Source organism: Streptomyces sp. NPDC014801 (assembly GCF_043082085.1).
Taxonomy (GTDB): Bacteria; Actinomycetota; Actinomycetes; order Streptomycetales; family Streptomycetaceae; genus Streptomyces.
Genome location: NZ_JBIBXG010000006.1, coordinates 154,691 through 181,312 on the forward strand (window position 1 = coordinate 154,691; position 26,622 = coordinate 181,312).

25 protein-coding genes and 1 pseudogene are annotated in these 26,622 nt (G+C 73.2%); 18 read left to right on the forward strand and 8 right to left on the reverse strand.

Going from position 1 to position 26,622, the window contains the following annotated elements; translation table 11 throughout:
• The first annotated feature begins 12 nt into the window (after positions 1 to 12).
• Positions 13 to 411, forward strand: a complete 399-nt coding sequence (locus ACF1AL_RS15940) for a VOC family protein (RefSeq protein WP_366837589.1) — start codon at positions 13 to 15, stop codon at positions 409 to 411.
• Positions 412 to 476: 65 nt separating this feature from the next.
• Here ACF1AL_RS15940 and ACF1AL_RS15945 read toward each other — a convergent pair whose 3' ends face one another.
• Positions 477 to 1,172, reverse strand: coding sequence for a helix-turn-helix transcriptional regulator (locus tag ACF1AL_RS15945; RefSeq protein WP_366837590.1), 696 nt, complete (start codon positions 1,170 to 1,172; stop codon positions 477 to 479).
• A 130-nt stretch (positions 1,173 to 1,302) separates the two neighbouring features.
• Positions 1,303 to 2,460 (reverse strand): YihY/virulence factor BrkB family protein, encoded by a 1,158-nt coding sequence (locus ACF1AL_RS15950; protein ID WP_384208304.1) that lies wholly within the window; start codon positions 2,458 to 2,460, stop codon positions 1,303 to 1,305.
• Positions 2,461 to 2,595: 135 nt separating this feature from the next.
• Here ACF1AL_RS15950 and ACF1AL_RS15955 point away from each other — a divergent pair, with 135 nt between their 5' ends.
• The 15 genes from ACF1AL_RS15955 (at position 2,596) to ACF1AL_RS16025 (ending at position 17,686) form a co-directional block, all read left to right on the forward strand.
• The gene (locus ACF1AL_RS15955) at positions 2,596 to 4,230 is read left to right on the forward strand and encodes an acyl-CoA dehydrogenase family protein (protein WP_391820934.1); all 1,635 of its coding nucleotides are present in this window, start codon (positions 2,596 to 2,598) and stop codon (positions 4,228 to 4,230) included.
• Between the two features lie 305 nt (positions 4,231 to 4,535).
• Positions 4,536 to 5,825: a GAF domain-containing protein gene (locus tag ACF1AL_RS15960; RefSeq protein ID WP_366837593.1), complete on the forward strand. Its 1,290-nt coding sequence runs from the start codon at positions 4,536 to 4,538 to the stop codon at positions 5,823 to 5,825.
• 267 nt (positions 5,826 to 6,092) lie between these two features.
• On the forward strand, positions 6,093 to 7,325 hold the full coding sequence (locus tag ACF1AL_RS15965) for a hypothetical protein (RefSeq protein WP_391820935.1): 1,233 nt from the start codon (positions 6,093 to 6,095) through the stop codon (positions 7,323 to 7,325).
• Between the two features lie 74 nt (positions 7,326 to 7,399).
• Positions 7,400 to 7,972, forward strand: a complete 573-nt coding sequence (locus ACF1AL_RS15970) for a GNAT family N-acetyltransferase (protein ID WP_366837595.1) — start codon at positions 7,400 to 7,402, stop codon at positions 7,970 to 7,972.
• Positions 7,973 to 8,099: 127 nt separating this feature from the next.
• The gene (locus ACF1AL_RS15975) at positions 8,100 to 8,183 is read left to right on the forward strand and encodes a putative leader peptide (RefSeq protein WP_360594463.1); all 84 of its coding nucleotides are present in this window, start codon (positions 8,100 to 8,102) and stop codon (positions 8,181 to 8,183) included.
• A gap of 129 nt (positions 8,184 to 8,312) precedes the next feature.
• Positions 8,313 to 10,013: a nitrite/sulfite reductase gene (locus ACF1AL_RS15980; protein WP_391657956.1), complete on the forward strand. Its 1,701-nt coding sequence runs from the start codon at positions 8,313 to 8,315 to the stop codon at positions 10,011 to 10,013.
• Positions 10,010 to 10,192 carry a hypothetical protein gene (locus ACF1AL_RS15985; RefSeq protein ID WP_366837597.1) on the forward strand — a complete coding sequence of 61 codons (183 nt, stop codon included), beginning with the start codon at positions 10,010 to 10,012 and terminating at the stop codon, positions 10,190 to 10,192. The genes ACF1AL_RS15980 and ACF1AL_RS15985 overlap by 4 nt, the downstream gene beginning before the upstream one ends.
• Positions 10,189 to 10,899, forward strand: coding sequence for a phosphoadenylyl-sulfate reductase (locus ACF1AL_RS15990; protein WP_391657955.1), 711 nt, complete (start codon positions 10,189 to 10,191; stop codon positions 10,897 to 10,899). Before ACF1AL_RS15985 ends, ACF1AL_RS15990 begins: the two co-directional genes overlap by 4 nt.
• Positions 10,896 to 11,468 (forward strand): adenylyl-sulfate kinase, encoded by a 573-nt coding sequence (gene cysC / locus ACF1AL_RS15995; protein ID WP_391826197.1) that lies wholly within the window; start codon positions 10,896 to 10,898, stop codon positions 11,466 to 11,468. The genes ACF1AL_RS15990 and cysC overlap by 4 nt, the downstream gene beginning before the upstream one ends.
• A 91-nt stretch (positions 11,469 to 11,559) precedes the next feature.
• A complete protein-coding gene (gene cysD, locus ACF1AL_RS16000; RefSeq protein WP_366837600.1) occupies positions 11,560 to 12,498 on the forward strand; it encodes a sulfate adenylyltransferase subunit CysD in 939 nt (312 codons plus the stop codon).
• Between the two features lie 2 nt (positions 12,499 to 12,500).
• Positions 12,501 to 13,835: a GTP-binding protein gene (locus ACF1AL_RS16005; RefSeq protein ID WP_366837601.1), complete on the forward strand. Its 1,335-nt coding sequence runs from the start codon at positions 12,501 to 12,503 to the stop codon at positions 13,833 to 13,835.
• 236 nt (positions 13,836 to 14,071) lie between these two features.
• Entirely contained in the window at positions 14,072 to 15,184 is a 1,113-nt protein-coding gene (locus tag ACF1AL_RS16010) for an aliphatic sulfonate ABC transporter substrate-binding protein (RefSeq protein WP_391820936.1), read from the forward strand.
• A gap of 36 nt (positions 15,185 to 15,220) precedes the next feature.
• A complete protein-coding gene (locus ACF1AL_RS16015) occupies positions 15,221 to 16,006 on the forward strand; it encodes an ABC transporter ATP-binding protein (RefSeq protein WP_366837603.1) in 786 nt (261 codons plus the stop codon).
• On the forward strand, positions 15,993 to 16,934 hold the full coding sequence (locus tag ACF1AL_RS16020; RefSeq protein ID WP_391657952.1) for an ABC transporter permease: 942 nt from the start codon (positions 15,993 to 15,995) through the stop codon (positions 16,932 to 16,934). The genes ACF1AL_RS16015 and ACF1AL_RS16020 overlap by 14 nt, the downstream gene beginning before the upstream one ends.
• 5 nt (positions 16,935 to 16,939) lie before the next feature.
• Positions 16,940 to 17,686 carry a sirohydrochlorin chelatase gene (locus ACF1AL_RS16025; RefSeq protein ID WP_391820937.1) on the forward strand — a complete coding sequence of 249 codons (747 nt, stop codon included), beginning with the start codon at positions 16,940 to 16,942 and terminating at the stop codon, positions 17,684 to 17,686.
• 112 nt (positions 17,687 to 17,798) lie between these two features.
• Here ACF1AL_RS16025 and ACF1AL_RS16030 read toward each other — a convergent pair whose 3' ends face one another.
• Both ACF1AL_RS16030 and ACF1AL_RS16035 read right to left on the reverse strand, forming a co-directional pair.
• On the reverse strand, positions 17,799 to 18,458 hold the full coding sequence (locus ACF1AL_RS16030) for an NAD(P)-dependent oxidoreductase (protein ID WP_391826398.1): 660 nt from the start codon (positions 18,456 to 18,458) through the stop codon (positions 17,799 to 17,801).
• A gap of 9 nt (positions 18,459 to 18,467) precedes the next feature.
• A pseudogene (locus ACF1AL_RS16035) lies at positions 18,468 to 19,331 on the reverse strand (EamA family transporter); the annotation flags it as partial.
• Positions 19,332 to 19,410: 79 nt separating this feature from the next.
• On the opposite strand from ACF1AL_RS16035, the gene ACF1AL_RS16040 reads away from it, so the two are divergent.
• Positions 19,411 to 20,292: a LysR family transcriptional regulator gene (locus tag ACF1AL_RS16040; RefSeq protein ID WP_384208324.1), complete on the forward strand. Its 882-nt coding sequence runs from the start codon at positions 19,411 to 19,413 to the stop codon at positions 20,290 to 20,292.
• An 80-nt stretch (positions 20,293 to 20,372) separates the two neighbouring features.
• Here ACF1AL_RS16040 and ACF1AL_RS16045 read toward each other — a convergent pair whose 3' ends face one another.
• Both ACF1AL_RS16045 and ACF1AL_RS16050 read right to left on the reverse strand, forming a co-directional pair.
• Complete coding sequence (locus ACF1AL_RS16045) at positions 20,373 to 20,990, reverse strand: DsbA family protein (RefSeq protein ID WP_366837607.1); 618 nt, start codon at positions 20,988 to 20,990, stop codon at positions 20,373 to 20,375.
• Positions 20,991 to 21,087: 97 nt separating this feature from the next.
• A complete protein-coding gene (locus tag ACF1AL_RS16050) occupies positions 21,088 to 21,633 on the reverse strand; it encodes a DUF1697 domain-containing protein (protein WP_391820939.1) in 546 nt (181 codons plus the stop codon).
• A gap of 427 nt (positions 21,634 to 22,060) precedes the next feature.
• Between ACF1AL_RS16050 and ACF1AL_RS16055 the strand changes: the two genes are divergently transcribed.
• Complete coding sequence (locus ACF1AL_RS16055; RefSeq protein ID WP_391779561.1) at positions 22,061 to 24,310, forward strand: MMPL family transporter; 2,250 nt, start codon at positions 22,061 to 22,063, stop codon at positions 24,308 to 24,310.
• Positions 24,311 to 24,411: 101 nt separating this feature from the next.
• Here ACF1AL_RS16055 and mgt read toward each other — a convergent pair whose 3' ends face one another.
• Both mgt and erm read right to left on the reverse strand, forming a co-directional pair.
• Positions 24,412 to 25,617 (reverse strand): macrolide-inactivating glycosyltransferase, encoded by a 1,206-nt coding sequence (gene mgt, locus ACF1AL_RS16060; protein ID WP_391826199.1) that lies wholly within the window; start codon positions 25,615 to 25,617, stop codon positions 24,412 to 24,414.
• A gap of 42 nt (positions 25,618 to 25,659) precedes the next feature.
• Complete coding sequence (gene erm, locus ACF1AL_RS16065) at positions 25,660 to 26,445, reverse strand: ErmE/ErmH/ErmO/ErmR family 23S rRNA (adenine(2058)-N(6))-methyltransferase (protein ID WP_391826201.1); 786 nt, start codon at positions 26,443 to 26,445, stop codon at positions 25,660 to 25,662.
• Positions 26,446 to 26,622: the final 177 nt, after the last annotated feature.

Sequence of the window (26,622 nt, forward strand, 5' to 3'; positions counted from 1 at the left end):
TACGGTGGCCGCATGACTCCACGATTCGACGCCATCGGACTGGTGGTCTCCGACATGGCCGCCTCCGTCGCCTTCTACCGGCGGCTCGGCTTCGCGTTCCCGGACGGGGCCGAGCGCGAGCCGCACACCGAGGCCGGGCTGCCCGGCGGGCTGCGGCTGCTGCTGGACACCGAGGACACCGTGCGCTCCTTCCACCCCTCCTGGCGGCCCCCCACCGGCAGCGCCCGGGCGGGCCTCGCGCTGCGCTGCGCGGACCCCGAGGAGGTCGACAGGGTGTACGACGAGATGGTGGCCGCCGGCCACCACGGCGAGCTCAAGCCGTGGGACGCCTTCTGGGGCCAGCGCTACGCCGTCCTGCACGACCCGGACGGCAACGGGGTGGACCTGTTCGCCCCGCTGGAACAGGGCTGACCCGCCCCGGGCCCGGTGTGTGCCGGCGCCCGGCGTGTGCCGGCACACACCGGGGATGCGACGGGTCAGCCGGCGGGCGGGCCGTGCAGCAGCTCGCCGAGGGGCATGCCCGCGAGGGCGCGTACCTCGCGGGCGAAGTGGGCCTGGTCGGCGTAGCCCGCGCGGGCCGCGGTGTCGGCGTACGGCAGGCCGGAGCGGGCCAGGCCGAGCGCGCGCTGCAGCCGCAGGACGCGGGCGAGGGTCTTGGGGCCGTACCCGAAGGCGGCCAGCGACCGGCGGTGCAGCTGCCGGGCGCCGATACCGAGGGCGTCGGCGGTTTCGCCGACCGGGCGGCCCGCGTCGAGGGCGCCGACCAGGCGCCGCAGCAGCGGGTCGGGCGGCCCGGCGTCCGCCGCGCAGTCGAGCGCCGTCTCCTCCAGGGCCCGCGCGGGGTCCGCGGCGGCGGCGACCCGGGCGCGCAGCCGCCGCACCCGGGCGGCGGGCCACAGGTCGGACAGGTCCACGCGGCGGTCGCGCAGTTCGTGCGCGGGGACCCCGAGCAGGGCCGGGGCGGTGCCGGGGAAGAAGCGCACGCCGACGAACGGGGCGGGCGGGCCGGGCGGGACGTACGCGCGTGTGTCGGGGCCGGCGACGAGCAGCCGCCCCTCGCTCCACATCAGGTCCATGCAGCCGTCGGGCAGCACCACCGGCGCACCGGCGACCGGCGGACGGTTCGTCCACACCACGGCCCCGGGCAACCGGGCCGCCCACTCCGCGTACACAGCGCCAGGCTACGCGGCCGGCCCGACGCGCCGCGGGCTCACCCTGCCCACCGTCGGCGTCCGCGCGGGCGGCTCCACCCCGCACCCTGCCGGTACCGCCGCGGGCCGGCCGCGTGGGCGCGCTCGGGTGTCACTTCTCGGGCGAGTCGCCGGACTCGCCGTTGCTCTTGTGGGTGCTCTTGGCGTGGGCGCGCAGGCGGCCCGTCACGTCCTCGGGGGGCAGGAAGCGGGACCAGCGTTCGGGGAACTCCGACGGCATGTCCGGGTCCTCCGGGTCGGTCTCGCGGCTCGCGGCGTGGCGGGCGACGTACTCGGCGACCTGGGCCTCGCGCACCCGCTCCTGCGCGGCGCGCGCCGCGGCCGTGGCGGCGGCCGGCCACACGCGGTCGATCGCGGCGTTGACCGCGGCCCCGACGAGCACCGCGAACGCGGACACACCGATCCACAGCAGGACGGCGACGGCGGCGGCCAGCGAGCCGTAGATCGTCGCACCCTCGATGGTGTGCTGCAGGTAGATCCGCAGCAGGAAGCTGCCGAGCACCCACATCGCGAGGGCGACCAGCGCGCCGGGGACGTCCTCGATCCACGGGGAGCGCACGGGGACGGACACGTGGTACAGCGTGGTCAGGAAGGCGATCGACAGCACGATCACCACCGGCCAGTACAGGACCTGGACCACCGTCGTCGACCAGGGCAGGATCCCGACCACCGCGTCCGGGCCCGCGACCATCAGCGGCAGCGCCACCGAGCCGATCAGCAGCGCCACGATGAACAGCGCGAAGGACATCAACCGGGTCTTGACGATGCCGCGCACCCCGTCGAGGCCGTACATGACGGTGATGGTGTCGATGAAGACGTTCACCGCGCGCGAGCCCGACCACAGGGCGAAGAGGAAGCCGATGGAGATGACGTCGGGCCGGCCGCCCTTGAGGACGTCGTCGAGGATCGGCTGGGCGATGTCGCGCACGCCCCGGTCGGACAGGACGGTCCGGGAGGCCTCCAGGAGGTTGTTCTTGAGGCTGGTGATGGTGTCGGTGCCGGTCCAGGCGTCGACGTAGCCGAGCAGGCCGATGAGGCTGAGCAGCAGCGGCGGCACCGACAGCAGGGAGAAGAACGCCGCCTCGGCGGCCAGGCCCAGGATGCGGTACTCGATGCAGGAGTTGACCGTGTCCTTCAGCAGCAGCCAGGCCGTGCGGCGCTTGGAGACGTTCCGGTAGAGGGCACGCGCCCGGTGGAGGCGACCGGAAGGGCTCGGCGGGGGCTCGGGTGGCTGACTTGCTGACTGCACGACCTAAAGGTATCCGCCGCGCGCGGCCTCGCTCACATCGCAGGTCGTCCCGGCGTCCGCGGGGCCCGGCCGGTGGCCGCCCGGCTCCGTGTCGGGCGGGTCATGAGGGGGCGACCGGCGGGTAGGTTGCGGTACATGGCAGGCAGCACGCACACCGTGACCAACCAGCCGGAGCCGCTGGCCGGATACGACGTCTTCTCCGCCGACCGCGCGCTGGTGGCCGCGGTGGAACGGCACCTGGATCCCGCGCTGCACGACGCGGCGTTCGAGGAACTGTCCGGGCTCGGCCGCTCGGCCGGCTCGGCGCAAGTGCAGGAGTGGGGTGCGCAGGCCAACGACAACCCGCCCCGGCTGCGCAGCCACGACCGCTACGGCAACCGGATCGACGAGGTCGACTTCCACCCGGCGTGGCACCGGCTGCTCGGCAAGGGCGTCGGCGCGGGCCTGACCGCGGCGTGGCAGCGGCCCGGCGGGCATGTGCGGCGGGCGGCCGCGTTCCTGGTGTGGACGCAGGTCGAGGCGGGCAACACCTGCCCGCTGTCGATGACGCACGCGGCGGTGCCCGCACTGCGCGCCGACCCGGAGCTGGCCGCCGTGTGGGAGCCGCGGCTGACGTCCAGCGTCTACGACCGGGGGCTCAGGCCGGCGGCGGACAAGGCGGGCGTGCTGTTCGGGATGGGCATGACCGAGAAGCAGGGCGGCAGCGACGTCCGGGCGAACACGACGGCCGCGCGGCCGCTCGCCGAGGACGGGACGTACGAGCTGACCGGGCACAAGTGGTTCTGCTCGGCGCCGATGTCGGACGGCTTCCTGGTGCTGGCGCAGGCACCCGGGGGCCTGACGTGCTTCCTGGTGCCGCGGGTGCTGGAGGACGGCTCGCGCAACGTCTTCCTGATCCAGCGGCTGAAGGACAAGCTGGGCAACCGGTCGAACGCCTCGGCGGAGGTGGAGTTCGCCGGGACGTGGGCGCGCCGGGTCGGCGCGGAGGGGCGCGGGGTGCGGACCATCATCGGGATGGTCGCGGCGACCCGGCTGGACTGCGTGCTGGGCTCGGCCGGGCTGATGCGGCAGGCCGTCGCGCAGGCGGTCCACCACTGCGAACGGCGGGAGGCGTTCGGCGGGAAGCTGATCGACAAGCCGCTGATGCGCAATGTTCTGGCCGATCTCGCGCTGGAGTCGGAGGCGGCGACGACGCTGGCGCTGCGGCTGGCGGCGGCCTGCGACGACGACTCCGAGCAGGCGCGGGCGCTGCTGCGGATCGCGGTGCCGGCGGCGAAGTACTGGGTGACCAAGCGGTGCGCCCCGCTGGCGGTGGAGGCCGCCGAGTGCCTGGGCGGCAACGGGTACGTCGAGGAGTCGGGGTTGCCCCGGCTGGTGCGCGAGTCGCCGCTGAACTCGATCTGGGAGGGCGCGGGCAATGTGCAGGCGCTGGACGTGCTGCGCGCGTTGCAGCGCGAGCCCGCCGCGCTGGACGCGTATCTGCGGGAGGTCGGGCAGGCGCGCGGAGCCGATCACCGGCTGGACGCGGCGATCAAGGACCTGCTGACCGAGCTGGCGGACCTGGAGGGCGTCGAGGCGCGGGCCCGGCGGCTCACCGAGCGGCTGGCGCTGGTGCTGCAGGGGTCGCTGCTGGTGCGGTTCGCGCCGGCGGAGGTGGCGGACGCGTTCTGTGCCGCGCGGCTGGGCCATGACGGCGGGGCGGCGTTCGGGACGCTGCCGCACACCCTGGACCTGGCGTCGATCGTGGAACGGGCCCGTCCGGTGGCCTGAGCGGTCGCGGACGCCGGGTGAGCGGCGGCGGACACGGGGGTGGTGCTGCGCCGACACGGCACCACCCCCGCAATGGCCCCATGCAAGGCCAGGTACGCCGCTCGGGGACGGCGTGGCTCAAGTTTCAACCAATCGGTCGGCGATCCACCAGGGTTGCAGGGGGTTGCAATGTGTCCGGAGTGCGTCCCTCCGTCACCGGCGGTCGGCAGTATGAGACAGGTATGGCGCAACCAGCGGAACAGACCGGAAAACGCCGCCCGTTCGGGGTTGACATCCGGTATGCACGCCCTTCCCGGGAGGATCCAGTGGCGAACTCGCCGATCAACGTGACGCACCTCGCCGCCGTCGACGCGGCGCGCGCGGCGCGGGTGCTCAGCGAGGTGCGCGAGGCGGCGCTCGCGGGGCAGCGGGCCCGTCCCGCGCCCCGCCCGGTGATCGGGGAGTCCTGGCGGCGCATGCTGCGCAGCGGGGTGGACCCGGAGCACGACTTCCGCTCCGACCTGCTGAGCGACGAGGAGCTGCGCCGCCGGCGCGAGGAGTCGCCGCTGCGGCAGGTGCTGCCGGTGCTGCGGGAGGGGCTGCTGTCGGTGGCGGACGTCGCCCGTCACATCATGGTGGTCGCCGACGCCGAGGGCCGGGTGCTGTGGCGGGAGGGCTGCGCGCCGGTGCTGCGCAAGGCGGACCGGCTGGGCTTCCAGCTCGGCGCGGACTGGCGCGAGGACGTCGTCGGCACCAACGGGGTGGGCACCCCGGCGGTGGTGCGGCGGCCGGTGCAGGTCTTCGCGGGCGAGCACTTCGTGCGCAGCCAGACCTCCTGGACGTGCACGGGCGCGCCGATCACCGATCCGCGGGACGGCAGGCTGCTCGGCGTGGTCGACGTCAGCGGGCCGCTGGAGACGATGCATCCGGCCACGCTGGCCTGGGTGGACTCGGTGGCCAAGCTGGCCGAGGCGCGGCTGCGCGAGCTGCACGTGGACGCGCTGGAGCGGCTGCGCGCGGTGGCGGCACCGGTGCTGGCGCGGGTCGGCGGCCGGGCGCTGGTGGTGGACCGGGACGGCTGGACGGCGGCCGTGACGGGGATGCCGTACACCGCGCGGGTGGCGCTGCCGCGGGCGGCGGGCCCGGGGCGGCGGTGGCTGCCCGCGCTGGGGCTGTGCTCGCTGGAGCCGCTGGCCGGCGGCTGGCTGGTGCGGGCCGTCGACGAGCCGCCGGTGCCGGGCGCGACCCGGATCGTGCTGGACCTCGCGCAGCCGCGCCGCTGGTCGGTGACGGTCAGCTCGGCCGCCGGCAGCTGGAGCCACGAGCTGAGTCCGCGCCACGCCGAGCTGCTGTACCTGCTGGCGGTGCGGCGCTCCGGACGCACCGCGGCGCAGCTGGCGCGGGACATGTTCGGGGATCCGGCGCGCACGGTGACGGTCCGGGCGGAAATGTCCCGGGTACGGCGCTATCTCGGGACGTTCCTGGCCCACCGCCCGTACCGCTTCTGCGAGGACGCGGAGGTCGACCTGCTCCTCCCGGACGACCCCCGCGACCTGCTCCCCCACTCGACGGCCCCGGCCGTGGAGGAGGGGCGGGGCACGCCGGTGGGGTCGTAGGCGGCCGCGACCGGCGCCCCGGCACGCCCCGAAGCCGCGTGTGGCGCCCCGGCCCGCCCCGCAGCCGGGTGTGGCGCCCCGGCCCGCCCCGCAGCCGGGGGTGAACGCGGTGCCGACTCCCCGGAAGTCGGGCTTTTTCGGGCAACTGGTCGGTCCGGGCGCGGGGGTGGGGGTGGCTGCCGTAGCATCCCCTACGGGTCACCCCACCTGCTCCTCGCGTCAACCTCGGGATCATCAGGCGCAGTTGGCCCGCCTCTGGAGGACGGTATGAAGCATCGCGGACGGCACCGCCGGCGCAGGCGGGGTGCGGCGCTGCGCGCGGTCCTGGCCGGGACCGCCCTGGCGCTGACCGCCGCGGCGACGATGATCAGCGCCTCCCAGGCCACGGTCGCCGACGATCCCGGCGCGCTGCGGGCGCTGTCCTCCCCCACCGGCTCCGACGCCCCGCGGCTGGCCGCCGCCCCGGTGCCGCGCGCCGCGCTGGACCGGCTCACCGCGGCCATGGGACGGCCGGTCGGGGTGGCCGGGGCGCTGCGCGGCGCCGACCACACGCTGCGTTCCGCGCCGGACTGCACGGAGGACGAGAAACGGGCGCTGCCCGTCGCGCCCGCCGCCACGCGCGCGTACTGCTTCGCGGGCGCCGACACCGCGGGCTGGCGGCCGGGCGCGGTGGCCGTGTCCGGCGACGGCGACGGCCGGGTGCTGGCCTCGGCCTGGTCCCGTGGCGACCTCACCCGGGTGGCGTTCGTCGACGCGAGCGACCCGCGGCACCTCGCGTACACCTGGGCGCTGCTCGCCGTCCCGGTGGACCAGGGCCACGGTTACCGGGGGCTGGCCACACCGGTCTTGGGGATGGCCTGGGACCAGGACACCCTGCTGGTCACCGCCGGCGAGCGGGACCGGGCGGTGCTGTACGCCTTCGACGTGCGCCGGGTGCTGCGGGCGGGCGTCGACAGCAGAGCCGTGGGCCGGGTGCCCGGCGGCTGGTCGGCGGGCGGCGCACGGTTCGTGCTGCCGGCCGTCGCCTCCTACGCCCCGGTGGGTGACGTACCGCGCCCCGCCGGGCTCGGCCTGGACCGCACGGCGCGGCCGGACGCGCTGGCCGTCTCCGAGCGGGTGCCGGCCGGCGAGCACCGGCCGACCCGGCTGTGGCGCTACCGGCTCGGCGCCGACGGGCTGCCGCTGACCGGCGCCTCGGGCGAGGCCGTACCGGACGCGGTGTACACGACGAAGGCGACGGAGGTGCGGGGCGTCCTGCCGCACGGCTCCCGGTGGTACGTGGCCCGCGCGGGCGAGACCCCGGACGGGCGGGGCACGCTGTGGCGCCAGGACGCCACCGGGGCCGGCACCACGCACTGCGGCTCCGACGACACCCACGTGTGCTGGAGCGCCCCGCCGCAGTCCCTGTCCTACGCCCCCGGCACCGGCGAGGTGTGGTCCCAGTCCGGCGGCATGCTCTTCGCCCTGCCGCTGACCTCGCTGGACGCCGGGCTGGGCTGAGCGGGCGCGGGCCGTCCCGAGCGGGCGGGGCCCGGCGTCGACACGGCCACGGACGGGATGGTTCCCTGTCCCCCATGGCCAACATCCCCGTGACCACCTGGTCCCTCGAGCAGACGTCCCCGTCCGACCTGCTGCCGGCCGCCGCGCCGGAGGGGGACGTGCGGATCGTGCGCGCCGAGGTGCCCTCACCCGAGTTCAGCCGTTTCCTGTACGCCTCGGTCGGCGGCGACATCCGCTGGACGGACCGGCTCGGCTGGAGCCACGCGCGCTGGCTGGAGCACCTGGACCGGCCCGGCGTGGAGACGTGGGTGGCGTACGACCGGGGCACGCCCGCGGGATACGTGGAGCTGGAGGCCCAGGACGACGGGGTCGTGGAGATCGTGTACTTCGGGCTGCTCCCTGCCTTCCGCGGACGCCGGATCGGCGGCCACCTGCTGTCGTACGGCACCGCGCGCGCCTGGGACCTCGCGGACCGCTGGCCGGGACTGGCGCAGACCAAGCGGGTGTGGCTGCACACCTGCAGCAAGGACGGCGAGTTCGCCATGGACAACTACCAGCGCCGGGGCTTCACCCTGTTCGACACCAAGGTCGAGGAGGAACCGGACGTGCCCACTCCGGGGCCGTGGCCGGGGGCCTACCCGGCCTGACCTGCGCGGACAAGCCCCCGCGCACCGCATGTGACCGACGACACCCTTGTCTCGCCCAGCGAGACAAGGGTGTCCGCATGATGGACGAAGCTGGACTGTGTCCAGATCGCCGTGCCACGCTTCCGTCATGCCCGGAACTGGAATTGCCTTGGTGAGTCGGCGGCACGTCGACCTCGGCCGCATGTCCAGCGCCATCTGTCCGATGCGCTGAGATCGCACAGCACCACCGGTTCCCCGTTTTCCGTCGCCCCCTTGCGCAGCGCCGCGCACGCATGCCCGCGTGCGCCCATACGCGCAGGTCAGAGCATCGTTCCCGTCTGTCCCGAAGGACGTGTCACCCATGGCCGCCACCCCACAGAACCCTGCCGCCTCCGCGCCCCGCCGCAAGGTGAGCCGTCACCGCGGTGAGGGTCAGTGGGCCGCCGGGCACTTCACCCCGCTCAACGGCAACGAGCAGGTCAAGAAGGACGACGACGGTCTCAATGTGCGGACACGCATTGAGACGATCTACTCCAAGGGCGGCTTCGACTCGATCGACCCCAGCGACCTGCGCGGACGCATGCGCTGGTGGGGCCTGTACACCCAGCGCAAGCCCGGGATCGACGGCGGCAAGACCGCGGTCCTGGAGCCGGAGGAGCTCGACGACCGCTACTTCATGCTGCGGGTGCGCATCGACGGCGGTGCGCTGACCACGCAGCAGCTGCGGGTCGTCGGCGAGATCTCCCAGGAGTTCGCGCGCGGCACGGCCGACATCACCGACCGGCAGAACGTGCAGTACCACTGGATCCGGATCGAGGACGTGCCCGAGATCTGGAACCGGCTGGAGGCCGTGGGTCTGTCCACGGTGACCGCCTGCGGTGACACCCCGCGTGTGATGATCGGCTCCCCCGTCGCGGGCATCGCCGAGGACGAGATCATCGACGGCACGCCGGCGCTGGAGGAGATGAAGCGCCGCGTCCTGAACAACCCGGCGTACTCGAACCTGCCGCGCAAGTTCAAGACCGCGATCTCCGGCTCGCCGGTGCTGGACGTGGTGCACGAGATCAACGACGTCGCGTTCGTCGGCGTCCGCCACCCCGAGCACGGCCCCGGCTTCGACGTGTGGGTCGGCGGCGGCCTGTCCACCAACCCCAAGCTGGGCGTGCGGCTCGGCGCCTGGGTGCCGATCGACGAGGTCCCCGACGTCTACGAGGGCGTCCTCTCGATCTTCCGCGACTACGGCTACCGCCGGCTGCGCAACCGCGCCCGCCTGAAGTTCCTGGTCGCCGACTGGGGCGCGGAGAAGTTCCGCCAGGTGCTCGAGGACGAGTACCTCGGCGGCCGCAAGCTCATCGACGGGCCCGCCCCCGAGCAGCCCGTGCAGCAGTGGCGCGACCACATCGGCGTCCACCGCCAGAAGGACGGCCGCTTCTACGTCGGCTTCGCGCCGCGCGTCGGCCGGGTGGACGGCTCCACCCTGACGAAGGTCGCCGATCTCGCGGAGGCGCACGGCTCGGGCCGGGTGCGCACCACCGTCGAGCAGAAGATGATCATCCTCGACGTCGCGCAGGACCAGGTCGAGTCGCTGGTCGACGAGCTGGAGGCGCTGGACCTCACCGCCCGGCCGTCCTCGTTCCGGCGCGGCACCATGGCCTGCACCGGCATCGAGTTCTGCAAGCTGGCCATCGTCGAGACCAAGCAGCGTGGCTCCACCCTGATCGACGAACTGGAGCGCCGCCTGCCGGAGTTCGACGAGCCGATCACCATCAACCTCAACGGCTGCCCGAACGCCTGCGCCCGTATCCAGGTCGCGGACATCGGTCTCAAGGGCCAGCTGGTCCTCAACGACCAGGGCGAGCAGGTCGAGGGCTACCAGGTGCACCTCGGCGGCGCGCTCGGCCTGGAGGCCGGGTTCGGCCGCAAGGTGCGCGGCCTGAAGGTGACGGCGGACGAACTGCCCGACTACATCGAGCGCGTGCTGAAGCGCTTCCAGGCCGAACGCGAGGACGGCGAGCGGTTCGCCACCTGGGCGTCCCGTGCCTCCGAGGAGGCCCTGTCGTGAGCGAGCGAGCGGCGCCCTTCTACTGCCCGTACTGCGGCGAGGAGGACCTGCGTCCCCACGAGGAGGGGCACGGCGCCTGGGAATGCGCGGCCTGCAACCGCGCCTTCCAGCTGAAGTTCCTCGGGCTGCTCGCCCAGGGGCTTCGCAAGCGAGCCGACAACGGAGGGGACTCGATATGACGACGGCTCAGCACACGCGCACCGACGACGAGCTGAAGGCGCTGGCCGAGCAGGCGGGCCGCGACCTGGAGGACGCCTCCGCGCTGGAGATCCTGCAGTGGGCGGTCGACACCTTCGGCAAGGGCTTCTGCGTGACCTCCTCCATGGAGGACGCGGTCGTCGCGCACCTCGCGTCCCGCGTGATGAAGGGCGTGGACGTGGTGTTCCTGGACACCGGCTACCACTTCCCGGAGACCATCGGCACCCGCGACGCGGTGGAGGCCGTGATGGACGTCAACGTCATCACGCTCACCCCGCGCCAGACGGTCGCCGAGCAGGACGCCGAGTACGGCCCCCGGCTGCACGACCGTGACCCCGACCTGTGCTGCAAGCTGCGCAAGGTGCAGCCGCTGGAAGAGGGCCTCAAGGGCTACCAGGCCTGGGCGACCGGCCTGCGCCGCGACGAGTCCCCGACCCGGGCCGACACCCCGGTGGTCGGCTGGGACGCCAAGCGGCGCAAGGTCAAGGTCTCCCCCATCGCCCGCTGGACCCAGGACGACGTGGACGCCTACGTCACCGAGCACGGCGTGCTCACCAACCCGCTGCTGATGGACGGCTACGCCTCCATCGGCTGCGCCCCGTGCACCCGGCGGGTGCTTGAGGGCGAGGACGCGCGCGCCGGCCGCTGGGCGGGCCGCGCCAAGACCGAGTGCGGGCTGCACGGATGACGACGAACCACCAGGACGATCAGGAGAGCGACGTGACGAGCGGAGCCACCGTCTGGCTCACGGGTCTGCCGAGCGCCGGCAAGACCACCATCGCCTACGAGCTGGCCGGCCGGCTGCGGGCCGAGGGCCGGCGGGTGGAGGTGCTCGACGGCGACGAGATCCGCGAGTTCGTCTCGGCGGGCCTCGGCTTCTCCCGCGAGGACCGGCACACCAACGTGCAGCGCATCGGCTTCGTCGCCGAACTGCTCGCCCGCAACGGCGTGACGGTGCTCGTCCCGGTCATCGCGCCGTACGCGGACAGCCGTGACGCGGTGCGCAAGCGGCACGAGGCGAACGGCACGCCGTACCTGGAGATCCACGTGGCCACGCCGGTCGAGGTGTGCTCCGTACGCGATGTGAAGGGCCTGTACGCCAAGCAGGCGGCGGGCGAGCTGACGGGGCTCACCGGGGTCGACGACCCGTACGAGGAGCCCGAGACGCCCGATCTGCGGATCGAGTCGCAGAACCAGACCGTGCAGGAGTCCGCGGCCGCCGTGCACGCCCTGCTGACCGAAAGGGGACTCCTGTGAGCGACGCACGCGCGGCCGCCGGGCCGCAGCCGACCACGAAGGCCGCACCTCTGCGCCGCGCGGGCGGAGAAGCGAACGAAAGGGATGCAGCGTGACGACCGTCGCCACCACCGCCCAGGAGGGCACGGACACCCCGTACGCCCTCTCGCACCTGGACGCCCTCGAGTCCGAGGCCGTGCACATCTTCCGCGAGGTCGCGGGCGAGTTCGAGAACCCGGTGATCCTCTTCTCCGGCGGCAAGGACTCGATCGTCATGCTGCACCTGGCGCTGAAGGCGTTCACGCCGGCGCCGGTGCCGTTCTCGCTGCTGCACGTGGACACCGGGCACAACTTCCCCGAGGTCCTCGAGTACCGCGACCGCACGGTGGCCCGGCACGGGCTGCGGCTGCACGTGGCGTCCGTGCAGGACTACATCGACCGGGGGGTGCTCAAGGAGCGCCCGGACGGCACCCGCAACCCGCTGCAGACGCTGCCGCTGACGGAGAAGATCCAGGCGGAGCGGTTCGACGCGGTCTTCGGCGGCGGCCGCCGCGACGAGGAGAAGGCCCGCGCCAAGGAGCGGGTGTTCTCGCTGCGCGACGAGTTCTCCCAGTGGGACCCGCGCCGCCAGCGCCCCGAGCTGTGGAACCTGTACAACGGCCGGCACGCGCCGGGCGAGCACGTGCGCGTCTTCCCGCTGTCCAACTGGACCGAGCTGGACGTGTGGCAGTACATCGCCCGCGAGGGCATCGAGCTGCCCGAGATCTACTACGCGCACGAGCGCGAGGTGTTCCAGCGCTCCGGCATGTGGCTGACCGCCGGCGAGTGGGGCGGCCCCAAGGACGGCGAGACCGTGGAGAAGCGCCTGGTGCGCTACCGCACGGTCGGCGACATGTCCTGCACCGGCGCCGTCGACTCCGACGCCGACACGATCGAGAAGGTGATCGCCGAGATCGCCGCCTCCCGGCTCACCGAGCGGGGCGCCACCCGGGCCGACGACAAGCTGTCCGAGGCGGCGATGGAAGACCGCAAGCGCGAGGGGTACTTCTAAAGATGAGCACGACCACGACCGAGGAACTCTCGGCCACCACCCTGCTGCGGTTCGCCACCGCCGGTTCCGTCGACGACGGCAAGTCCACCCTGGTGGGCCGGCTGCTGCACGACTCCAAGTCGGTCCTCGCCGACCAGCTGGAGGCCGTGGAGCGGGCCTCCGCGAGCCGCGGCCAGGAGGGCCCGGACCTCGCGCTGCTCACCGACGGCCTGCGCGCCGAGCGCGAGCAGGGCATCACCATCGACGTGGCCTACCGCTACTTCGCCACCCCGCGGCGCCGGTTCATCCTGGCCGACACCCCGGGTCATGTGCAGTACACGCGGAACATGGTCACCGGCGCCTCCACCGCCGAGCTGACGGTCATCCTCGTCGACGCCCGCAACGGCGTCGTCGAGCAGACCCGCCGGCACGCGGCCATCGCGGCGCTGCTGCGGGTGCCGCACGTCGTGCTCGCCGTGAACAAGATGGACCTGGTCGGTTACGAGGAGAAGGTCTTCGCGGCGATCGCCGAGGAGTTCACCGCGTACGCCACCGAGCTGGGCGTGCCCGAGGTGACCGCGATCCCGATCTCGGCGCTCGAGGGCGACAACGTCGTGGAGCCGTCCGCGACCATGGACTGGTACGGCGGCCCGACCGTGCTGGAGCACCTGGAGACCGTCCCGGTCGCCCACGACCTCAGGCACTGCCACGCGCGGCTGCCCGTGCAGGTCGTGATCCGGCCGCAGACCGCCGAGCACCCCGACTACCGCGGCTACGCGGGCCAGATCGCCGCCGGCACCTTCCGGGTCGGCGAGTCGGTGACCGTGCTGCCGTCCGGGCGGGCCACGAAGATCGCCGGCATCGACCTCCTCGGCGAGTCCGTCGACGTGGCCTGGACGCCGCAGTCGGTGACCCTCCTGCTGGAGGACGACATCGACATCTCCCGCGGCGACCTGATCGTGCCCAGCAAGGACGCCCCGCCGACCACGCAGGACATCGAGGCGACCGTCTGCCACGTGGCCGACCAGCCGCTGACGGTGGGCCACCGGGTGCTGCTCAAGCACGGCACCCGCACGGTCAAGGCGATCGTGAAGGACATCCCGTCCCGGCTCACGCTGGACGACCTGTCCCTGCACCCGCACCCCGGCCGGCTCGCCGCCAACGACATCGGCCGGGTGAAGATCCGCACCGCCGAGCCGCTGCCGGTCGACTCCTACGCCGACTCGCGCCGCACGGGCTCGTTCATCCTGATCGACCCGAACGACGGCACCACGCTCACCGCGGGCATGGTCGGCGAGTCGTTCGCCGCGCCCGAGCCGGTCAAGGACGAGACCGACGACGACGGCTGGGACTTCTGACCCATGAACTCCTACGACTACTACGGGACGTTCGCGAAGGAGGGCGGCCGCGTCGGCAGCGGCGCCCTCGGCAGCGGACAGGGCGGGGTGGCCCGATGTGCGCTGTGACGTACGCGCACTGCCTGCGCGCCCCGTCCCCCCACCCGCCGTCCCGGAAGAGACGAAAACCCTTTGCCGACTTCCCGGCCACGACCTAGAAGACCGTGACCGCCGGGCCTCCGAGAGGACACCCTCCCGTGCCTGCCACCCGTTCCACCCTGCTCCGCCGCGGCATCGCCGTCGCGACCGCTCTTCCCCTGCTCACCCTCGCCGCCTGCGGCTACGGGTCGAAGACCGAGGACAAGCCCGCCGCCCAGAAGGTGGCCGCGGGCGCCAAGAAGGTCGACGGACTGGACTCCGTCAAGATCGGCTACTTCGGCAACCTGACCCACGCGACCGCGCTGGTCGGGGTCAACAAGGGCTTCTTCCAGAAGGAACTGGGCGCCACCGAGGCCAAGTACCAGGTCTTCAACGCCGGCCCGTCCGAGATCGAGGCGCTGAACTCGGGCTCGATCGACATCGGCTGGATCGGCCCGTCCCCGGCGATCAACGGCTACACCAAGTCCGACGGCAAGAGCCTGCGGATCGTCGCCGGTTCGGCGTCCGGCGGCGTCAAGCTCGTCGTGAACCCGGCGAAGATCAAGTCCGTCCAGGACGTCAAGGGCAAGAAGATCGCGACCCCGCAGCTGGGCAACACGCAGGACGTGGCGTTCCTGAACTGGATCGCCGAGCAGGGCTGGAAGGTCGACGCGCAGAGCGGCAAGGGTGACGTCTCGGTGGTCCGCACCGACAACAAGGTCACCCCGGACGCCTACAAGTCGGGGTCGATCGACGGCGCGTGGGTGCCGGAGCCGACCGCGTCCAAGCTGGTCGCCGAGGGCGCCAAGGTGCTGCTGGACGAGTCCGACCTGTGGCCGGACAAGAAGTTCGTGATCACCAACGTGATCGTGTCGCAGAAGTTCCTGGCGGCGCACCCGAACGCGGTCGAGGCGGTGCTGAAGGCCTCGATCCAGGCGAACCAGTGGATCAACGCCAACCCGCAGGAGGCGAAGGCCGCGGCGAACGCGCAGCTGAAGGCCGACTCGGGCAAGGCGCTGCCGGCCAAGGTCCTCGACCCGGCGTGGCAGTCCATCCGGTTCACCGACGACCCGCTGGCCGCGACCCTCGGCACCGAGGCCCAGCACGCGGTCAAGGCCGGTCTGCTCAAGCAGCCCAAGCTGGACGGCATCTACGACCTCACCCTCCTGAACAAGGTGCTGAAGGCCGAGGGCAAGCCCGCAGTCGCCGACGCCGGACTCGGCGCCAAGTAAGCCCCACCGACCGAGAGTTCCCAGGAGGTGACGACCATGGCCACCGCTACCGTGAAGGCCGAAGGCGTCCAGGCAGTCGAGTACGCCGCTCGGATCGAGCACGTGTCGAAGTCCTTCGCCGGGCCCGCCGGGCAGCAGCTCGTGCTGGACGACATCAGCCTCGATGTCGCCCCGGGCGAGTTCGTCACCCTCCTGGGGGCCTCGGGCTGCGGCAAGTCGACCTTGCTGAACCTGGTGGCGGGCCTGGAGCGGCCCACCGCCGGCGGTATCACGACCGACGGGCGTCCGGCTCTGATGTTCCAGGAGCACGCCCTGTTCCCGTGGCTGACCGCGGGCAAGAACATCGAACTCGCCCTGAAGCTGCGGGGCGTACCCAAGAGCGAGCGCCGCGGCCGCGCCGAGGAGCTGCTCGAACTGGTCCGGCTCAACGGCTCGTACGGCAAGCGGGTGCACGAGCTGTCCGGCGGTATGCGCCAGCGCGTGGCGATGGCCCGCGCGCTCGCGCAGGACAGCCGGCTGCTGCTGATGGACGAGCCGTTCGCGGCCCTGGACGCCATCACCCGCGACGTCCTGCACGACGAGCTGACCCGGATCTGGCAGGAGACGGGGGTGTCGGTGCTGTTCGTCACGCACAACGTGCGTGAGGCGGTCCGGCTCGCCGAGCGTGTGGTGCTGCTGTCCTCCCGGCCGGGCCGCATCGCGCGCGAGTGGCGGGTGGGCATCCCGCAGCCGCGGCGCATCGAGGACGCGCCCGTGGCCGAACTGTCCCTGGAGATCACCGAAGTACTGCGTGGGGAGATCCGCCGCCATGGCCAGCACTGACACGACCGACACGACGGCGGACGGCCGGGTGAGGGCATCCGCCGACAGCACCGACGGTGCCGGCCGGGCCGGCGGGCTCGGCGGCCTGGAGGCGGGTCTGGACGCCCTGGAGTCCTCGGCGACCGGCCGGCCGCCCTTCCGCGAGACCTTCGTGAAGAAGATCCTGCCGCCGATCGTCGCGGTCGCGGTGGTCCTGGTGGTCTGGCAGGCCCTGGTCTCGCTGAAGGTCGTCGACGACCCGACGAAGCTGCCCACGCCGGCCCAGGTCGGCGCCGAGTTCAAGGACGCCTGGCTGCAGGGCACCCTGCTCGGCTTCATCTGGACGTCCATCTCGCGCGGTCTGCTCGGCTTCCTCTTCGCGCTCGCCATCGGCACCCCGCTGGGGCTGATCGTGGCCCGGGTGAAGTTCGTGCGGGCGGCGATCGGCCCGATCCTGTCCGGGCTGCAGTCCCTGCCGAGCGTGGCGTGGGTGCCGCCGGCGGTGATCTGGCTGGGCCTGGACAACTCGATGATGTACGCGGTGATCCTGCTCGGCGCGGTCCCCTCCATCGCCAACGGCCTGGTGTCCGGCATCGACCAGGTGCCGCCGCTGTTCCTGCGGGCCGGCCGCACGATGGGCGCGACCGGCCTGAAGGGCGCCTGGCACATCGTCATGCCGGCCGCGCTGCCCGGCTACCTCGCCGGCCTGAAGCAGGGCTGGGCGTTCTCGTGGCGGTCGCTGATGGCCGCCGAGATCATCGCCTCCTCCCCCGACCTCGGCATCGGCCTGGGCGCGCTGCTGGAGAACGGCCGCAACGCCAGCTCCATGTCCATGGTGTTCGAGGCGATCATCCTGATCCTGTTCGTCGGCATCGCGATCGACCTGCTGATCTTCAGCCCGCTGGAGCGGTGGGTCCTGCGCAGCCGCGGCCTGCTGGTGAAGAGCTGATTCCCATGTCCCACACCCCGGTCCTCCTCGTCATCGCCCACGGCAGCCGCGACCCGCGGCACGCCGCGACCGTGCACGCCCTCGTGGAGCGGGTGCGCTCGCTGCGGCCCGGCCTGCGCGTGGAGACCGGGTTCCTGGACTTCAACATCCCCTCCGTGCAGGGGGTGCTGGAGTCCCTGGCGGCTCAGGGCGTCCGGGACGTCGTCGCCCTGCCGCTGCTGCTGACGCGCGCCTTCCACGCCAAGGCGGACATCCCGGCGGTGCTCCGGGAGGCCCCGCGCGGCCTGCGCATCCGGCAGGCGGACGTGCTGGGTCCCTCGCCGCTGCTGCTGTCGGCGCTGGAACGGCGGCTGTACGAGGCGGGGCTCACCCCCGCCGACAAGTCCTCGACCGGGGTCGTGCTGGCCTCGGCGGGGTCCACCGACCCGGAGGCGATCGCAGTGATCGCAGCAATCGCGCGGGAGTGGCGGCACACCGGTTGGTGCGCCGTGCGGCCTGCGTTCGCCTCCGCATCCCTTCCCCGGACGGACGAGGCGGTGCGCGAGCTGCGGGCGCGGGGCTGTGCCAAGGTCGCGGTCGCGCCGTACGTGCTGGCCCCCGGGTTCCTGCCGGACCGGATCGCGCGGGGCGCGGAGGCCGCGGACGCGGATGTCCTGGGAGATGTGCTGGGGGCGGCGCCGGAGGTGGCGCGGGTGCTGGTGGAGCGGTATGAGGCTGCTCTGGTGCCGCTGCCTGCGGCGCTCGGGGCCTGACCACTGCGTCTGCCGGGTTCCTGTTGTTCTGCGGCCGCCGCGCAGGCCGGGCCGCTCGCGCCCGCGCGGCGGAGCCGCACACCAGCAGGGCCCCACGCCCCTTCAGGGCGCTTCAGACACCGTCGGCGACAGTGACATGACGGTCTGTGCCCCCGTTCTCCAGTTCGTCGAGTATCGCCACGGCCAGGTCTTCCGCGCTGATCCGTGACGTGCCGTCGGGGGCGGTGAGCAGGGTGTCGGTGCCCCGGCGGTAGTGGCCGGTGCGGGGGCCGGGTTCCAGTCGGGCCGGGGGGCTCAGGTAGACCCAGTCCGCGCTCTCGTGCTCGCGGCAGGCGGCCAGTTGGGCCACTCCGGCCGCCGCCACCGCTCGGTACTCGTCGGGGACGTAGGCCGGGTTGTCGGCGACGAGCAGGCCGTCGTCCCCGGGGCTGCGCAGGGCGCCCGCGCCGCCGACCACCAGGACGCGTATGCCACGCTCGGCGGCGGCGTCCAGCACCGTGCGGGTCGTGGTGGTGAGGAAGGCCGCGTCGGCCGGGAAGGTGCGGACGGTCACGACGACGGCGTCGGCGCCGGTCAGGGCCTCGCGCAGGGCGGACGGGTCGGCCGCGTCCACGGGGACCGGGGTGACGTGCGGCTCCTCGTTCACGGGCTTGCGGGAGAGGGCGAGCACCCGGTGGCCGCGTGAGCGGGCCTCGGCGATCACCCGGCTGCCGACCATCCCGGTGGCGCCGAGCACGGCGATCGTCAGGGTGGTCGTCTTGCGTGTCGTCATCGAAGGTCGTCTCCTGATGTCGAGTTGGGCCGCGAGCATGGCGGCCAGGGCGAGGACGAAGCCGGCGGTCTGCGGCCAGGTCAGCGACTCCCCGAGCGTGATGCCGACGACCGCCGCGACCAGCGGGGAGAGCAGGACGAGCGGGGCGGACGCGCCGACCGGGAGCCGGCCGATCCCGCGGAACCACAGCGTGTAGGCGATGAGCCCGCCCATGCTGCCCAGCCACAGGTAGCCGGATGCCGCGGGTGCGTCGATGTGCGGCGGCGCCCCTTCGACCGCGAAGGTCAGCGGGAGCAGCAGCAGTCCGCCGGCAAAGAGCTGCCAGCCGGCCAGGGTGAGCGGGCCCACCCCGGCGGGGCGCCCCCAGCGCTTGGTGAGGACGACACCGGCGGCCATGCCGGCCGTACCGCCGAGGCCCGCGAGCACCCCCACGGCGTCCAGCCGGGCCTGCGGTCCGAGGACGACGAGGGCGACGCCCACGACGCCGAGCACGCCCCAGGTCCACCGCCAGGCCGTCGGCCGGTCGTGCAGTACGGCGATGGCGAGGGCGGCGACCAGCAGCGGCTGGGTGGCGCTGAGGGTCGCGGCGACACCGCCGGGGAGCCGTTCGGCCGCGACGAACAGCAGCGGGAACAGGGCGCCGATGTTGAGCACGCCGAGGACGGCGGTCTTCCACCACCACGCGCCGTGCGGCAGCCGGCGGGTGAGGGCGACACCGACGAGCCCGGCGGGCAGGGCCCGCATCAGCCCCGCGAACAGCGGATGGCCGGGCGGCAGGAGTTGCGTGGTGACGGCGTACGTCGTGCCCCACGCGGCGGGAGCGAGCGCGGTGAGGGCGACGGTCGCCGCCTGCCGCGCGGAGGAGGAAGGCATGGGAAGAGTGTCGGCAGCACCCTGCCCATGAGTCCAACACATGGTTGCCATGCCAGCCATGCACCGTGACCATGGATGGGTGGATCTCCAGCAGATGCGCTACGTCGTCGCCGTCGCCGACACCCGCAACTTCACCCGCGCCGCCGAGCGCTGCTTCGTGGTGCAGTCCTCGCTCAGTCACCGGATCGCCGCGCTGGAACGGGAGTTGGGCGTCAAGCTGTTCGCGCGCACCAGTCGTCGCGTCGAACTCACCTCTGCCGGGGCCGCGTTCGTCGCCGCCGCCCGCGAGTCCCTGGCCGCCGCCGAGCGCGCGGTGGCCGACGCGGCCGCCGCGACGGGGGTGGTGCGGGGCCGGCTCGCCGTGGGGGTGATCGTGACGACGGCGGCCGTGGACGTGCCGGAGCTGCTGCAGCGCTACCGGGCCCGGCACCCCGAGGTGCGGGTCACCCTCCGCGCGGGCCGCAGCGACGACCTGGCGGCGGCGATCCGCGACGGCGACCTGGACATCGCCTTCCTGGGCATGCCCGAGGACCAACGGCCCGGTGGGGTGGAGACGGTGGCCCTCGCCCACGACGAGCATGTGCTGGTGGTGCCGGCCGGGCACCGGCTCGCGGGCGCCGCCCGGGTCGCGCTGGCCGACATCGCCGAGGAGACGTTCGTCGACTTCATCGGCGGCACGCCCGCCCGGGCCCAGTCGGACCAGGCGTTCGCCGCCGCCGGTCTGGTCCGCGACGTGGCGTACGAGGCCGGTGTGGTGGAGCTGATCACCGGGCTGATCGGGCGGGGTCTGGGCGTGGCGCTGCTTCCGTCGGCGTTCATCCGCCCGCTGGCCGCGGCCGATCCCGGGCTGGTGCTGGTGCCGGTGACGGACGGGCCGCGCCGGGTCGAGTATCTGGCGTGGAGCCGCTTCAACCCGAGCCCGGCGACCCGGGCGATGCTCGACGTGCTCGGCGTCGGGTGACCTCGCGTGGTGGCCGGTGCAGGGCCCGGTCTCCCGGTTCCGCGCCCGTGACCCGGTTCCGCGCCCGGTGGTGTCCCGGTTCAGTCGAAGGACAGTCCGCCGGTGCGGGTCCGCTTGAGTTCGAACAGGTCCGGGTCCGTGGCCAGGACCCGGAAGCTGTCGAAGAGTTCGGCCGCCCGCGCGCCGCGCGGGACGGCCCGCAGGACCGGGCCGAACCACACCGTCCCGTCGACGTGCAGCGTCGGGGTCCCCACGTACGCGCCGGTCTCCGGTTCGGCGCCGGCGAGGTGGCTCGCGCGTACGGCGTCGTCGTGGGCGGGGTCGTGGGCGGCGGCGGCGAGGTCGGCGGGCAGGCCGAGTTCGGCGAGGGACTCGGCGATCACCGCGTCGAAGTCCTCCTGCCCGCGCTCGTGGATGCGGGTGCCGAAGGCGGTGTACAGGTCGCGCAGGATCTTCTCGCCGTGCCGTTCGGCGGCGGCCACCGCGACCCGGACCGGGCCGATCGACTTGTCGACCAGTTCCCGGTACCAGTCGGGCAGTTCGTTGCCGGTGTTGTGCAGGTAGAGGCTCATCACATGGAAGCGGAGGTCGAGCGGGCGGTGCCGTTCGACCTCCAGCAGCCAGCGGGAGGTGATCCAGGCGAAGGGGCAGGCGGGGTCGAAGTAGCAGTCGACGCGGGTGGGCGTGGCGCTGGTCATGACGGTGACGCTACCGGCCGGGCGGCCCGCTGGAACGGGCCATTTCCCGGCCGGTTGCGTGGGCCACTCGGCACCGAGGGGACGGGCCGGTGCCGGCTCAGCCCTGGGTCATCTCCACGAGCTTGACCACGGTGTTCCAGTTGCGGGTCGTGGCGATCAGGCCCTTGGTCACGCGCGGGCGGGACAGGGCCTCGGCGAGCTTGGACCGGCCGAGGCCGTCCGGGGCGTACAGATAGAGGGCGCGGTCGCCGAGGCGGAACTCCTCCGGGGCGTAGGCGGCCGGGTCGATCTCCGCGTACCGCTCGGGGCCGGCCTGCGCGGAGAAGTACGTGACGTGCAGCTGCTTGGGCTCGAGGTCGGCCGCCGGGAAGGGACAGGCCTCGGCGATCGCCTTCAGATAGGCGTGGTCGCGCACGATGACGCCGACCGGGAAGCCGAACCGCTGCTCGATCGCCGCCGTGAGGTCCGCGGCGAGGGATTCCTCGTCGCCGTGCTCCGAGGAGAACACGGCCTGGCCGCTCTGCAGATAGGTGCGTACGTCGTCCAGGCCGAGGCCGGTCATCAGGGTGCGCAGGTCGGCCATCGGCAGCTTCTTGCTCCCGCCGACGTTGATTCCGCGCAGCAGTGCCGCATACGTCGTCATCCGCCCACCATAGAGCGGCCGTCGTGCCCCGTGGGGGCGGGCACGGCGGCCGTGGTCCCGGAAGGGATTGCGCGAAACTCTGGCCGATGAGGCGGGTGGAGATCAACACCTGCACGCAGCTGTGACTTGTTCAACAACCTTTCGTAATCACAAAGCGGATCCCTGAGGGCAGATCCGGACACGCGCGATCACCTGCGGCACTGCGCTGCTCCGCGCCCCGCACCCTGAGCCCCGGCCCCCAGCCCGGCGGACAGATGTAGGGGGCACCCTCCGCCCCTGTGGGGAGGCGGCGGGGGCCCGAGGGGAGGAGAGGCGGCGGGCGCAGCTCACCGGGCAGCACGACGAGACGGCTTTATCCCGCCCCTACCGTCGAAGCGGAAGGTGGCGGCAGGGGGCCGTCGCCGCGCACGAGGGGGGCAAGCCCGTCATGGGGAGTTCACAAGCGCGGGTGCGGGGGCTCGCGGCCCGGGCCGGCGGCTGGAGCGCCCGGCACCGCTGGGCGGCGGTCGGCATCTGGGTGCTGTTCGTCGTCCTGGCCATGGGGCTGGGGTCCGCGGCGGGCCGGGTCGACGTCGACGAGAGCGACCAGCTCAAGGGCGAGACGCACACCGCGGCGCAGATCATCAAGGACGCCGGGATCGACGAGCCCGCGAGCGAGACGGTCCTGATCCAGGCGAGGGACGGCCGGCTGACGGCGACCGACGCGGAGTTCAGGTCCGCGGTGGACGCCGTCGTCAAGGCGGTCGACGGCACCGGCGCGGTCACGGACGTGACGTCGCCGTACACCACGAGGACGATCTCGAAGGACGGGCGCAGCGCGCTGGTGCAGTTCGACATGCGCGGCGACGCGGACACCGCGGGCGACCGGGTGGAGCCGGTGCTGAAGGCCGTCGAGGGGGTGCAGAAGGAGCACGCCGGAACGCTGCGGATCGAGGAGATCGGCGGCGCGAGCATGATGAAGACGTTCAAGGACGCGTTCGGGGACGACTTCAAGAAGGCCGAGTACTCCGCGGTGCCGGTGGCCCTCGGCATCCTGCTCATCGCCTTCGGCGCGCTGGTGGCGGCGCTGCTGCCGGTCGCGCTGGCGATCACCGCGATCATGGCGACGATGGGCCTGATGGGCCTGGTCAGCCATGTGCAGCCGATGAGCGACACCGCCAACTCCGTGATGCTGCTGGTCGGTATGGCGGTCGGTGTCGACTACTGCCTGTTCTACCTGCGCCGTGAGCGCGAGGAGCGGGCGGCGGGCCGGGACGCGCGCACCGCGCTGCGGATCGCCGCCGCGACCAGCGGCCGGGCGATCGTGGTGTCCGGGGTGACGGTGTGCGTGGCGATGGCGGGCATGCTGTTCACCGGGCTCGCCACCTTCGAGGGGATGGGTCTGGCCTCGCTGATGGTGGTGGCCGTCGCCATGGTCGGTTCGGTGACCGTGCTGCCGGCGCTGCTGTCGCTGCTGGGTGAGCGGGTGGAGAAGGGCCGTATCCCGTTCCTGGGCCGTCGCCGCCGCAGGACGGGCGGGGAGAGCCGGTTCTGGTCGGCCGTCCTCAAGGGCGTGCTGGCCCGGCCGCTGGTGTCCGTGGTCGTCGCGCTCGGCGCGCTGCTCGCGGTGGCCGCGCCCGCGCTCGGCATGAAGACGCAGCAGCTCACCCTGGACCAGGAGTTCGGTGACTCGCTGCCCATCGTGCAGACGTACAACCGGGTCAACGACGCCTTCCCGGGCGGTTCGGAGCCGGCCGAGGTGGTCGTGCGGGCCAAGGACATCGACGCCCCCGAGGTGAAGGCGGCGCTCGCCGACTTCCGGGACCGGGCGATCTCCTCGGGCGCCTCGCGCGGCCCCGTCGACATCAAGGTGCACGAGAAGCAGAACGTCGCCTTCGTCTACGTGCCCTTGGTCGGCGGCTCCGACCAGGACAAGGCGGGCGCCAGCCTGGAGAAGCTGCGCGACGAGGTGCGCCCGGCGACGCTGGGCAAGGTCGCGGGCGTCCAGGCGCCGATCACCGGGCAGGTCGCCGGCTCGCACGACTTCAACGACCAGCTGGTCGGCTCGGTGGTGCCGGTGTTCGCCTTCGTGGTGGTGTTCGCCTTCGTGCTGATGCTGCTGTCGTTCCGCTCGCTGACCGTCGCGATCACCTCGATCCTGCTCAACCTGCTGTCGGTGGGCGCCGCGTACGGCATCCTCGTGGCGGTCTTCCAGCACGGCTGGGGGGCGTCCCTGGTCGGCGCGGAGGGCGTCGGCGCGATCATCACCTGGCTGCCGCTGTTCCTGTTCGTGATCCTGTTCGGCCTGTCGATGGACTACCACGTGTTCGTGGTCTCCCGGATCCGCGAGGCGCGGCTGCGCGGCCGGTCGACGAAGGACGCCATCGCGCACGGTGTGGTCACCACGGCGGGTGTGGTCACCAGCGCCGCGGTCATCATGGTCGCCGTCTTCGCGATCTTCGGCACGCTGTCGATGCAGTCGATGAAGCAGATGGGCGTGGGCCTGGCGGCCGCGGTCCTCATCGACGCCACGGTCATCCGCGGGGTGCTGCTGCCGGCGGTGATGGCGCTGCTGGGCGAGCGCAACTGGTACCTGCCGAAGTGGCTCCACCGCCTCCCGGACCTCACCCACGACGAGGCGCCGGAGGCCATCGCGGCGGAGCCGGCACGGGGCGAGGAGGAACCCCTGCGGGTCTGACCCCCCGCCTGTCGACGAAGCGAGGGGCCCGCCGGTCCGGAGACGACCGGCGGGCCCCTCGCGTCTGCCCGAGAACCCGGGCCCGGCCCGGCCGGACCGGCTCAGCGGGGCGGCAGGGCGGCTTCGATGAGGTCGGCCGCCCGCTGCGTGCCGCCCTCTCGGGCCATGTCGGACCGGATCTCCTTCAGCCGGCGCGCCACCTCCGCGTCGTCGACCAGGGCGAGGGCGGCCTCGCGCAGTGCCTCGGCGGTCGCCTCCTCGGTCGCCAGGCACCGCGCCACCCCGAGCTGCCGCAGCACGTCCGCGTTGCCGAACTGGTCCGCCGCCTGCGGTACGGCGATCATCGGCGTGCCCGTGGCCAGTCCCTCCTGGCTGCCGCCCGCGCCGGCGTGGGTGACGAACAGGTCGGCCTGCTTCAGCACCGCCATCTGCGGCACCCAGTCGCGGACCTCCACACTCGCCGGTACGTCGCCCAGCTCCGCGGGGTCGACGTGCTTGCCGATCTGCAGCACCGTGTGCCAGCCGGGCAGCTCGCCGAAGGCGCGCACGCACTCCCGGTAGAACGCGGGCTGCTTGGTGAAGGCGGAGCCCAGCGACACCAGCACCACCTTCTCGGCGCCGGCGGGCCGCTGCCAGGTCCCCTGGGCGGCGCGGTCGCCCTGGCAGGCGCCGACGAAGGTGTAGACGCGCTCGTCGACCCGGTCGGCGTGCGGCTGCAGCGCCTTCGGGATCAGCACCAGCGAGCGGGCGGGCCGGCCGGTGAAGGAGTCGGGGTCCTCGGTGATGCCGTTCTCCTCCAGCCAGGCCCGGAAGCGGGCGTAGTACGCCTGGCCGCGCGGGGTCTTGCGCGGCTCGGCCCACAGGGGTTCGGCGACCTCCTCCCAGTAGCCCTCCCAGGCGACGAGGGCGGGAGACAGGGAGATCGCCGGGACGCCCCAGCGGTGGGCGAGGACGCGGCCCGCGTAGGAGGCGATGTCGTGCAGCACGAGGTCCGGTTCGTCGCCCCGGTAGGCCTCGGCCATCTGCGGCAGGGCCTGCACGGCGTCGTCGAGGAACGGCTCGACGTTGTCCAGCAGGGTCTCGCCCCACGCCGACGGGTCGTCGTCGGGCGAGGGCAGGACGGAGTTCCACGGCTTGGGTTCGGCGCCGGTCTCCGCGACCTTGTCCGCGAAGACCGGCGGGATGGCGTAGGTGACCCGGTGCCCGCGCGCGACGAGCTCCCGGATCACCTCGAGGCTGGGGTTCACATGGCCGTGCGCGGCGATGGAGAACATGGCGATGTGGGCCCGACGGGGCTGACTGGTCATGCCCAGCACCCTATGGCGAGACGGTACGTATCGTCTACGCGATTATCGAGGGGCGTGCAGCACGGCGTACAGCCGCAGCCAGTGGTCCGGCGCCACCTCCCCCACCGGCGCCCGGGGATCGAGCCCCGCCGCGCGGAACGCGGCGTCCACCCTTCGCGCCGGATACGCGCGGCGCAGCGAGGCGTGCAGCGAACCGCCGACGCCGGAGAAGCCGAGCGCGACCAGATCCCGCCAGCGGGCCTCGTCCGCCGGGCCCAGCAGCGGGGTGCGGCGGCGTTCGAGGCGCAGGACGCCCGCGTCGACCCGGGGCACGGGCGTGAACCGGCTGCGGTCGATCCTGGCGACCAGCCGCCACTGGAAGCGCGGCCAGGTGCGCACGGTGAGCAGCGTCCAGCGGCCGTAGTCGCCGGTGCGTTTGCGGGCGTACTCCAGCTGGGTGAGCAGCGTGGCGTCGGTGAGCGTGCGGGCGCGCAGGCACCAGTCGACGACGGCGGCGGTGCGCGAGAACGGCACGTTGCCGGCGACGGAGAACGGCGTGCCCGGCGGCCGTGCCGCCAGGAAGTCCCCGGCGACGACCCGCACCTGCGGGGCGTCGGAGAAGCGGGTGCGCAGCCCGGGGACGAGCCGCGGATCGATCTCGTAGGCGAGCAGCCGGGTGCAGCGGGGCGCGAGCGCCGCCGTCAACGCGCCTTTGCCGGCGCCGACTTCGAGGAGCAGCGGGGCGGTGCGGCCGGGCGGCACGGCGAGCCGGGCGAGGCGGTCGGCGGTGGCGCGGTCGGCGAGGAAGTTCTGCGAGAGCGTGCGGGAGACACGCGTGGGGCGGGCCATGGCCTGCGGTCCTTGTCTTCCGGAAAAGGGGAGAGGGCAGCCGAGGGCCCTGACCGGAAGACAGAAGAGGGGGCAGCCGAAGCGGCCGCTGGGGATCAGCGGGTGCGGCTCCCGGCACCGGTCAGGGCTCCGGAGCCGCGCCGCACTCGACGGGAGTGCGCGCAGCTCCGGCCGTGA

Excerpts from the sequence above, each read along its gene's own strand:
- ACF1AL_RS16030 (WP_391826398.1), bottom strand. The coding sequence starts at position 18,458 with ATGACGACACGCAAGACGACCACCCTGACGATCGCCGTGCTCGGCGCC.
- ACF1AL_RS15990 (WP_391657955.1), top strand. The coding sequence starts at position 10,189 with ATGACGACGGCTCAGCACACGCGCACCGACGACGAGCTGAAGGCGCTG.
- ACF1AL_RS16055 (WP_391779561.1), top strand. The coding sequence starts at position 22,061 with ATGGGGAGTTCACAAGCGCGGGTGCGGGGGCTCGCGGCCCGGGCCGGC.
- ACF1AL_RS15965 (WP_391820935.1), top strand. The coding sequence starts at position 6,093 with ATGAAGCATCGCGGACGGCACCGCCGGCGCAGGCGGGGTGCGGCGCTG.
- erm (WP_391826201.1), bottom strand. The coding sequence starts at position 26,445 with ATGGCCCGCCCCACGCGTGTCTCCCGCACGCTCTCGCAGAACTTCCTC.
- ACF1AL_RS15975 (WP_360594463.1), top strand. The coding sequence starts at position 8,100 with ATGCCCGGAACTGGAATTGCCTTGGTGAGTCGGCGGCACGTCGACCTC.
- ACF1AL_RS16045 (WP_366837607.1), bottom strand. The coding sequence starts at position 20,990 with ATGACCAGCGCCACGCCCACCCGCGTCGACTGCTACTTCGACCCCGCC.
- ACF1AL_RS15940 (WP_366837589.1), top strand. The coding sequence starts at position 13 with ATGACTCCACGATTCGACGCCATCGGACTGGTGGTCTCCGACATGGCC.
- ACF1AL_RS16015 (WP_366837603.1), top strand. The coding sequence starts at position 15,221 with ATGGCCACCGCTACCGTGAAGGCCGAAGGCGTCCAGGCAGTCGAGTAC.
- mgt (WP_391826199.1), bottom strand. The coding sequence starts at position 25,617 with ATGACCAGTCAGCCCCGTCGGGCCCACATCGCCATGTTCTCCATCGCC.
- ACF1AL_RS15970 (WP_366837595.1), top strand. The coding sequence starts at position 7,400 with ATGGCCAACATCCCCGTGACCACCTGGTCCCTCGAGCAGACGTCCCCG.
- ACF1AL_RS15980 (WP_391657956.1), top strand. The coding sequence starts at position 8,313 with ATGGCCGCCACCCCACAGAACCCTGCCGCCTCCGCGCCCCGCCGCAAG.
- ACF1AL_RS16020 (WP_391657952.1), top strand. The coding sequence starts at position 15,993 with ATGGCCAGCACTGACACGACCGACACGACGGCGGACGGCCGGGTGAGG.
- ACF1AL_RS16005 (WP_366837601.1), top strand. The coding sequence starts at position 12,501 with ATGAGCACGACCACGACCGAGGAACTCTCGGCCACCACCCTGCTGCGG.
- ACF1AL_RS16025 (WP_391820937.1), top strand. The coding sequence starts at position 16,940 with ATGTCCCACACCCCGGTCCTCCTCGTCATCGCCCACGGCAGCCGCGAC.
- cysC (WP_391826197.1), top strand. The coding sequence starts at position 10,896 with ATGACGACGAACCACCAGGACGATCAGGAGAGCGACGTGACGAGCGGA.
- ACF1AL_RS15955 (WP_391820934.1), top strand. The coding sequence starts at position 2,596 with ATGGCAGGCAGCACGCACACCGTGACCAACCAGCCGGAGCCGCTGGCC.
- ACF1AL_RS16050 (WP_391820939.1), bottom strand. The coding sequence starts at position 21,633 with ATGACGACGTATGCGGCACTGCTGCGCGGAATCAACGTCGGCGGGAGC.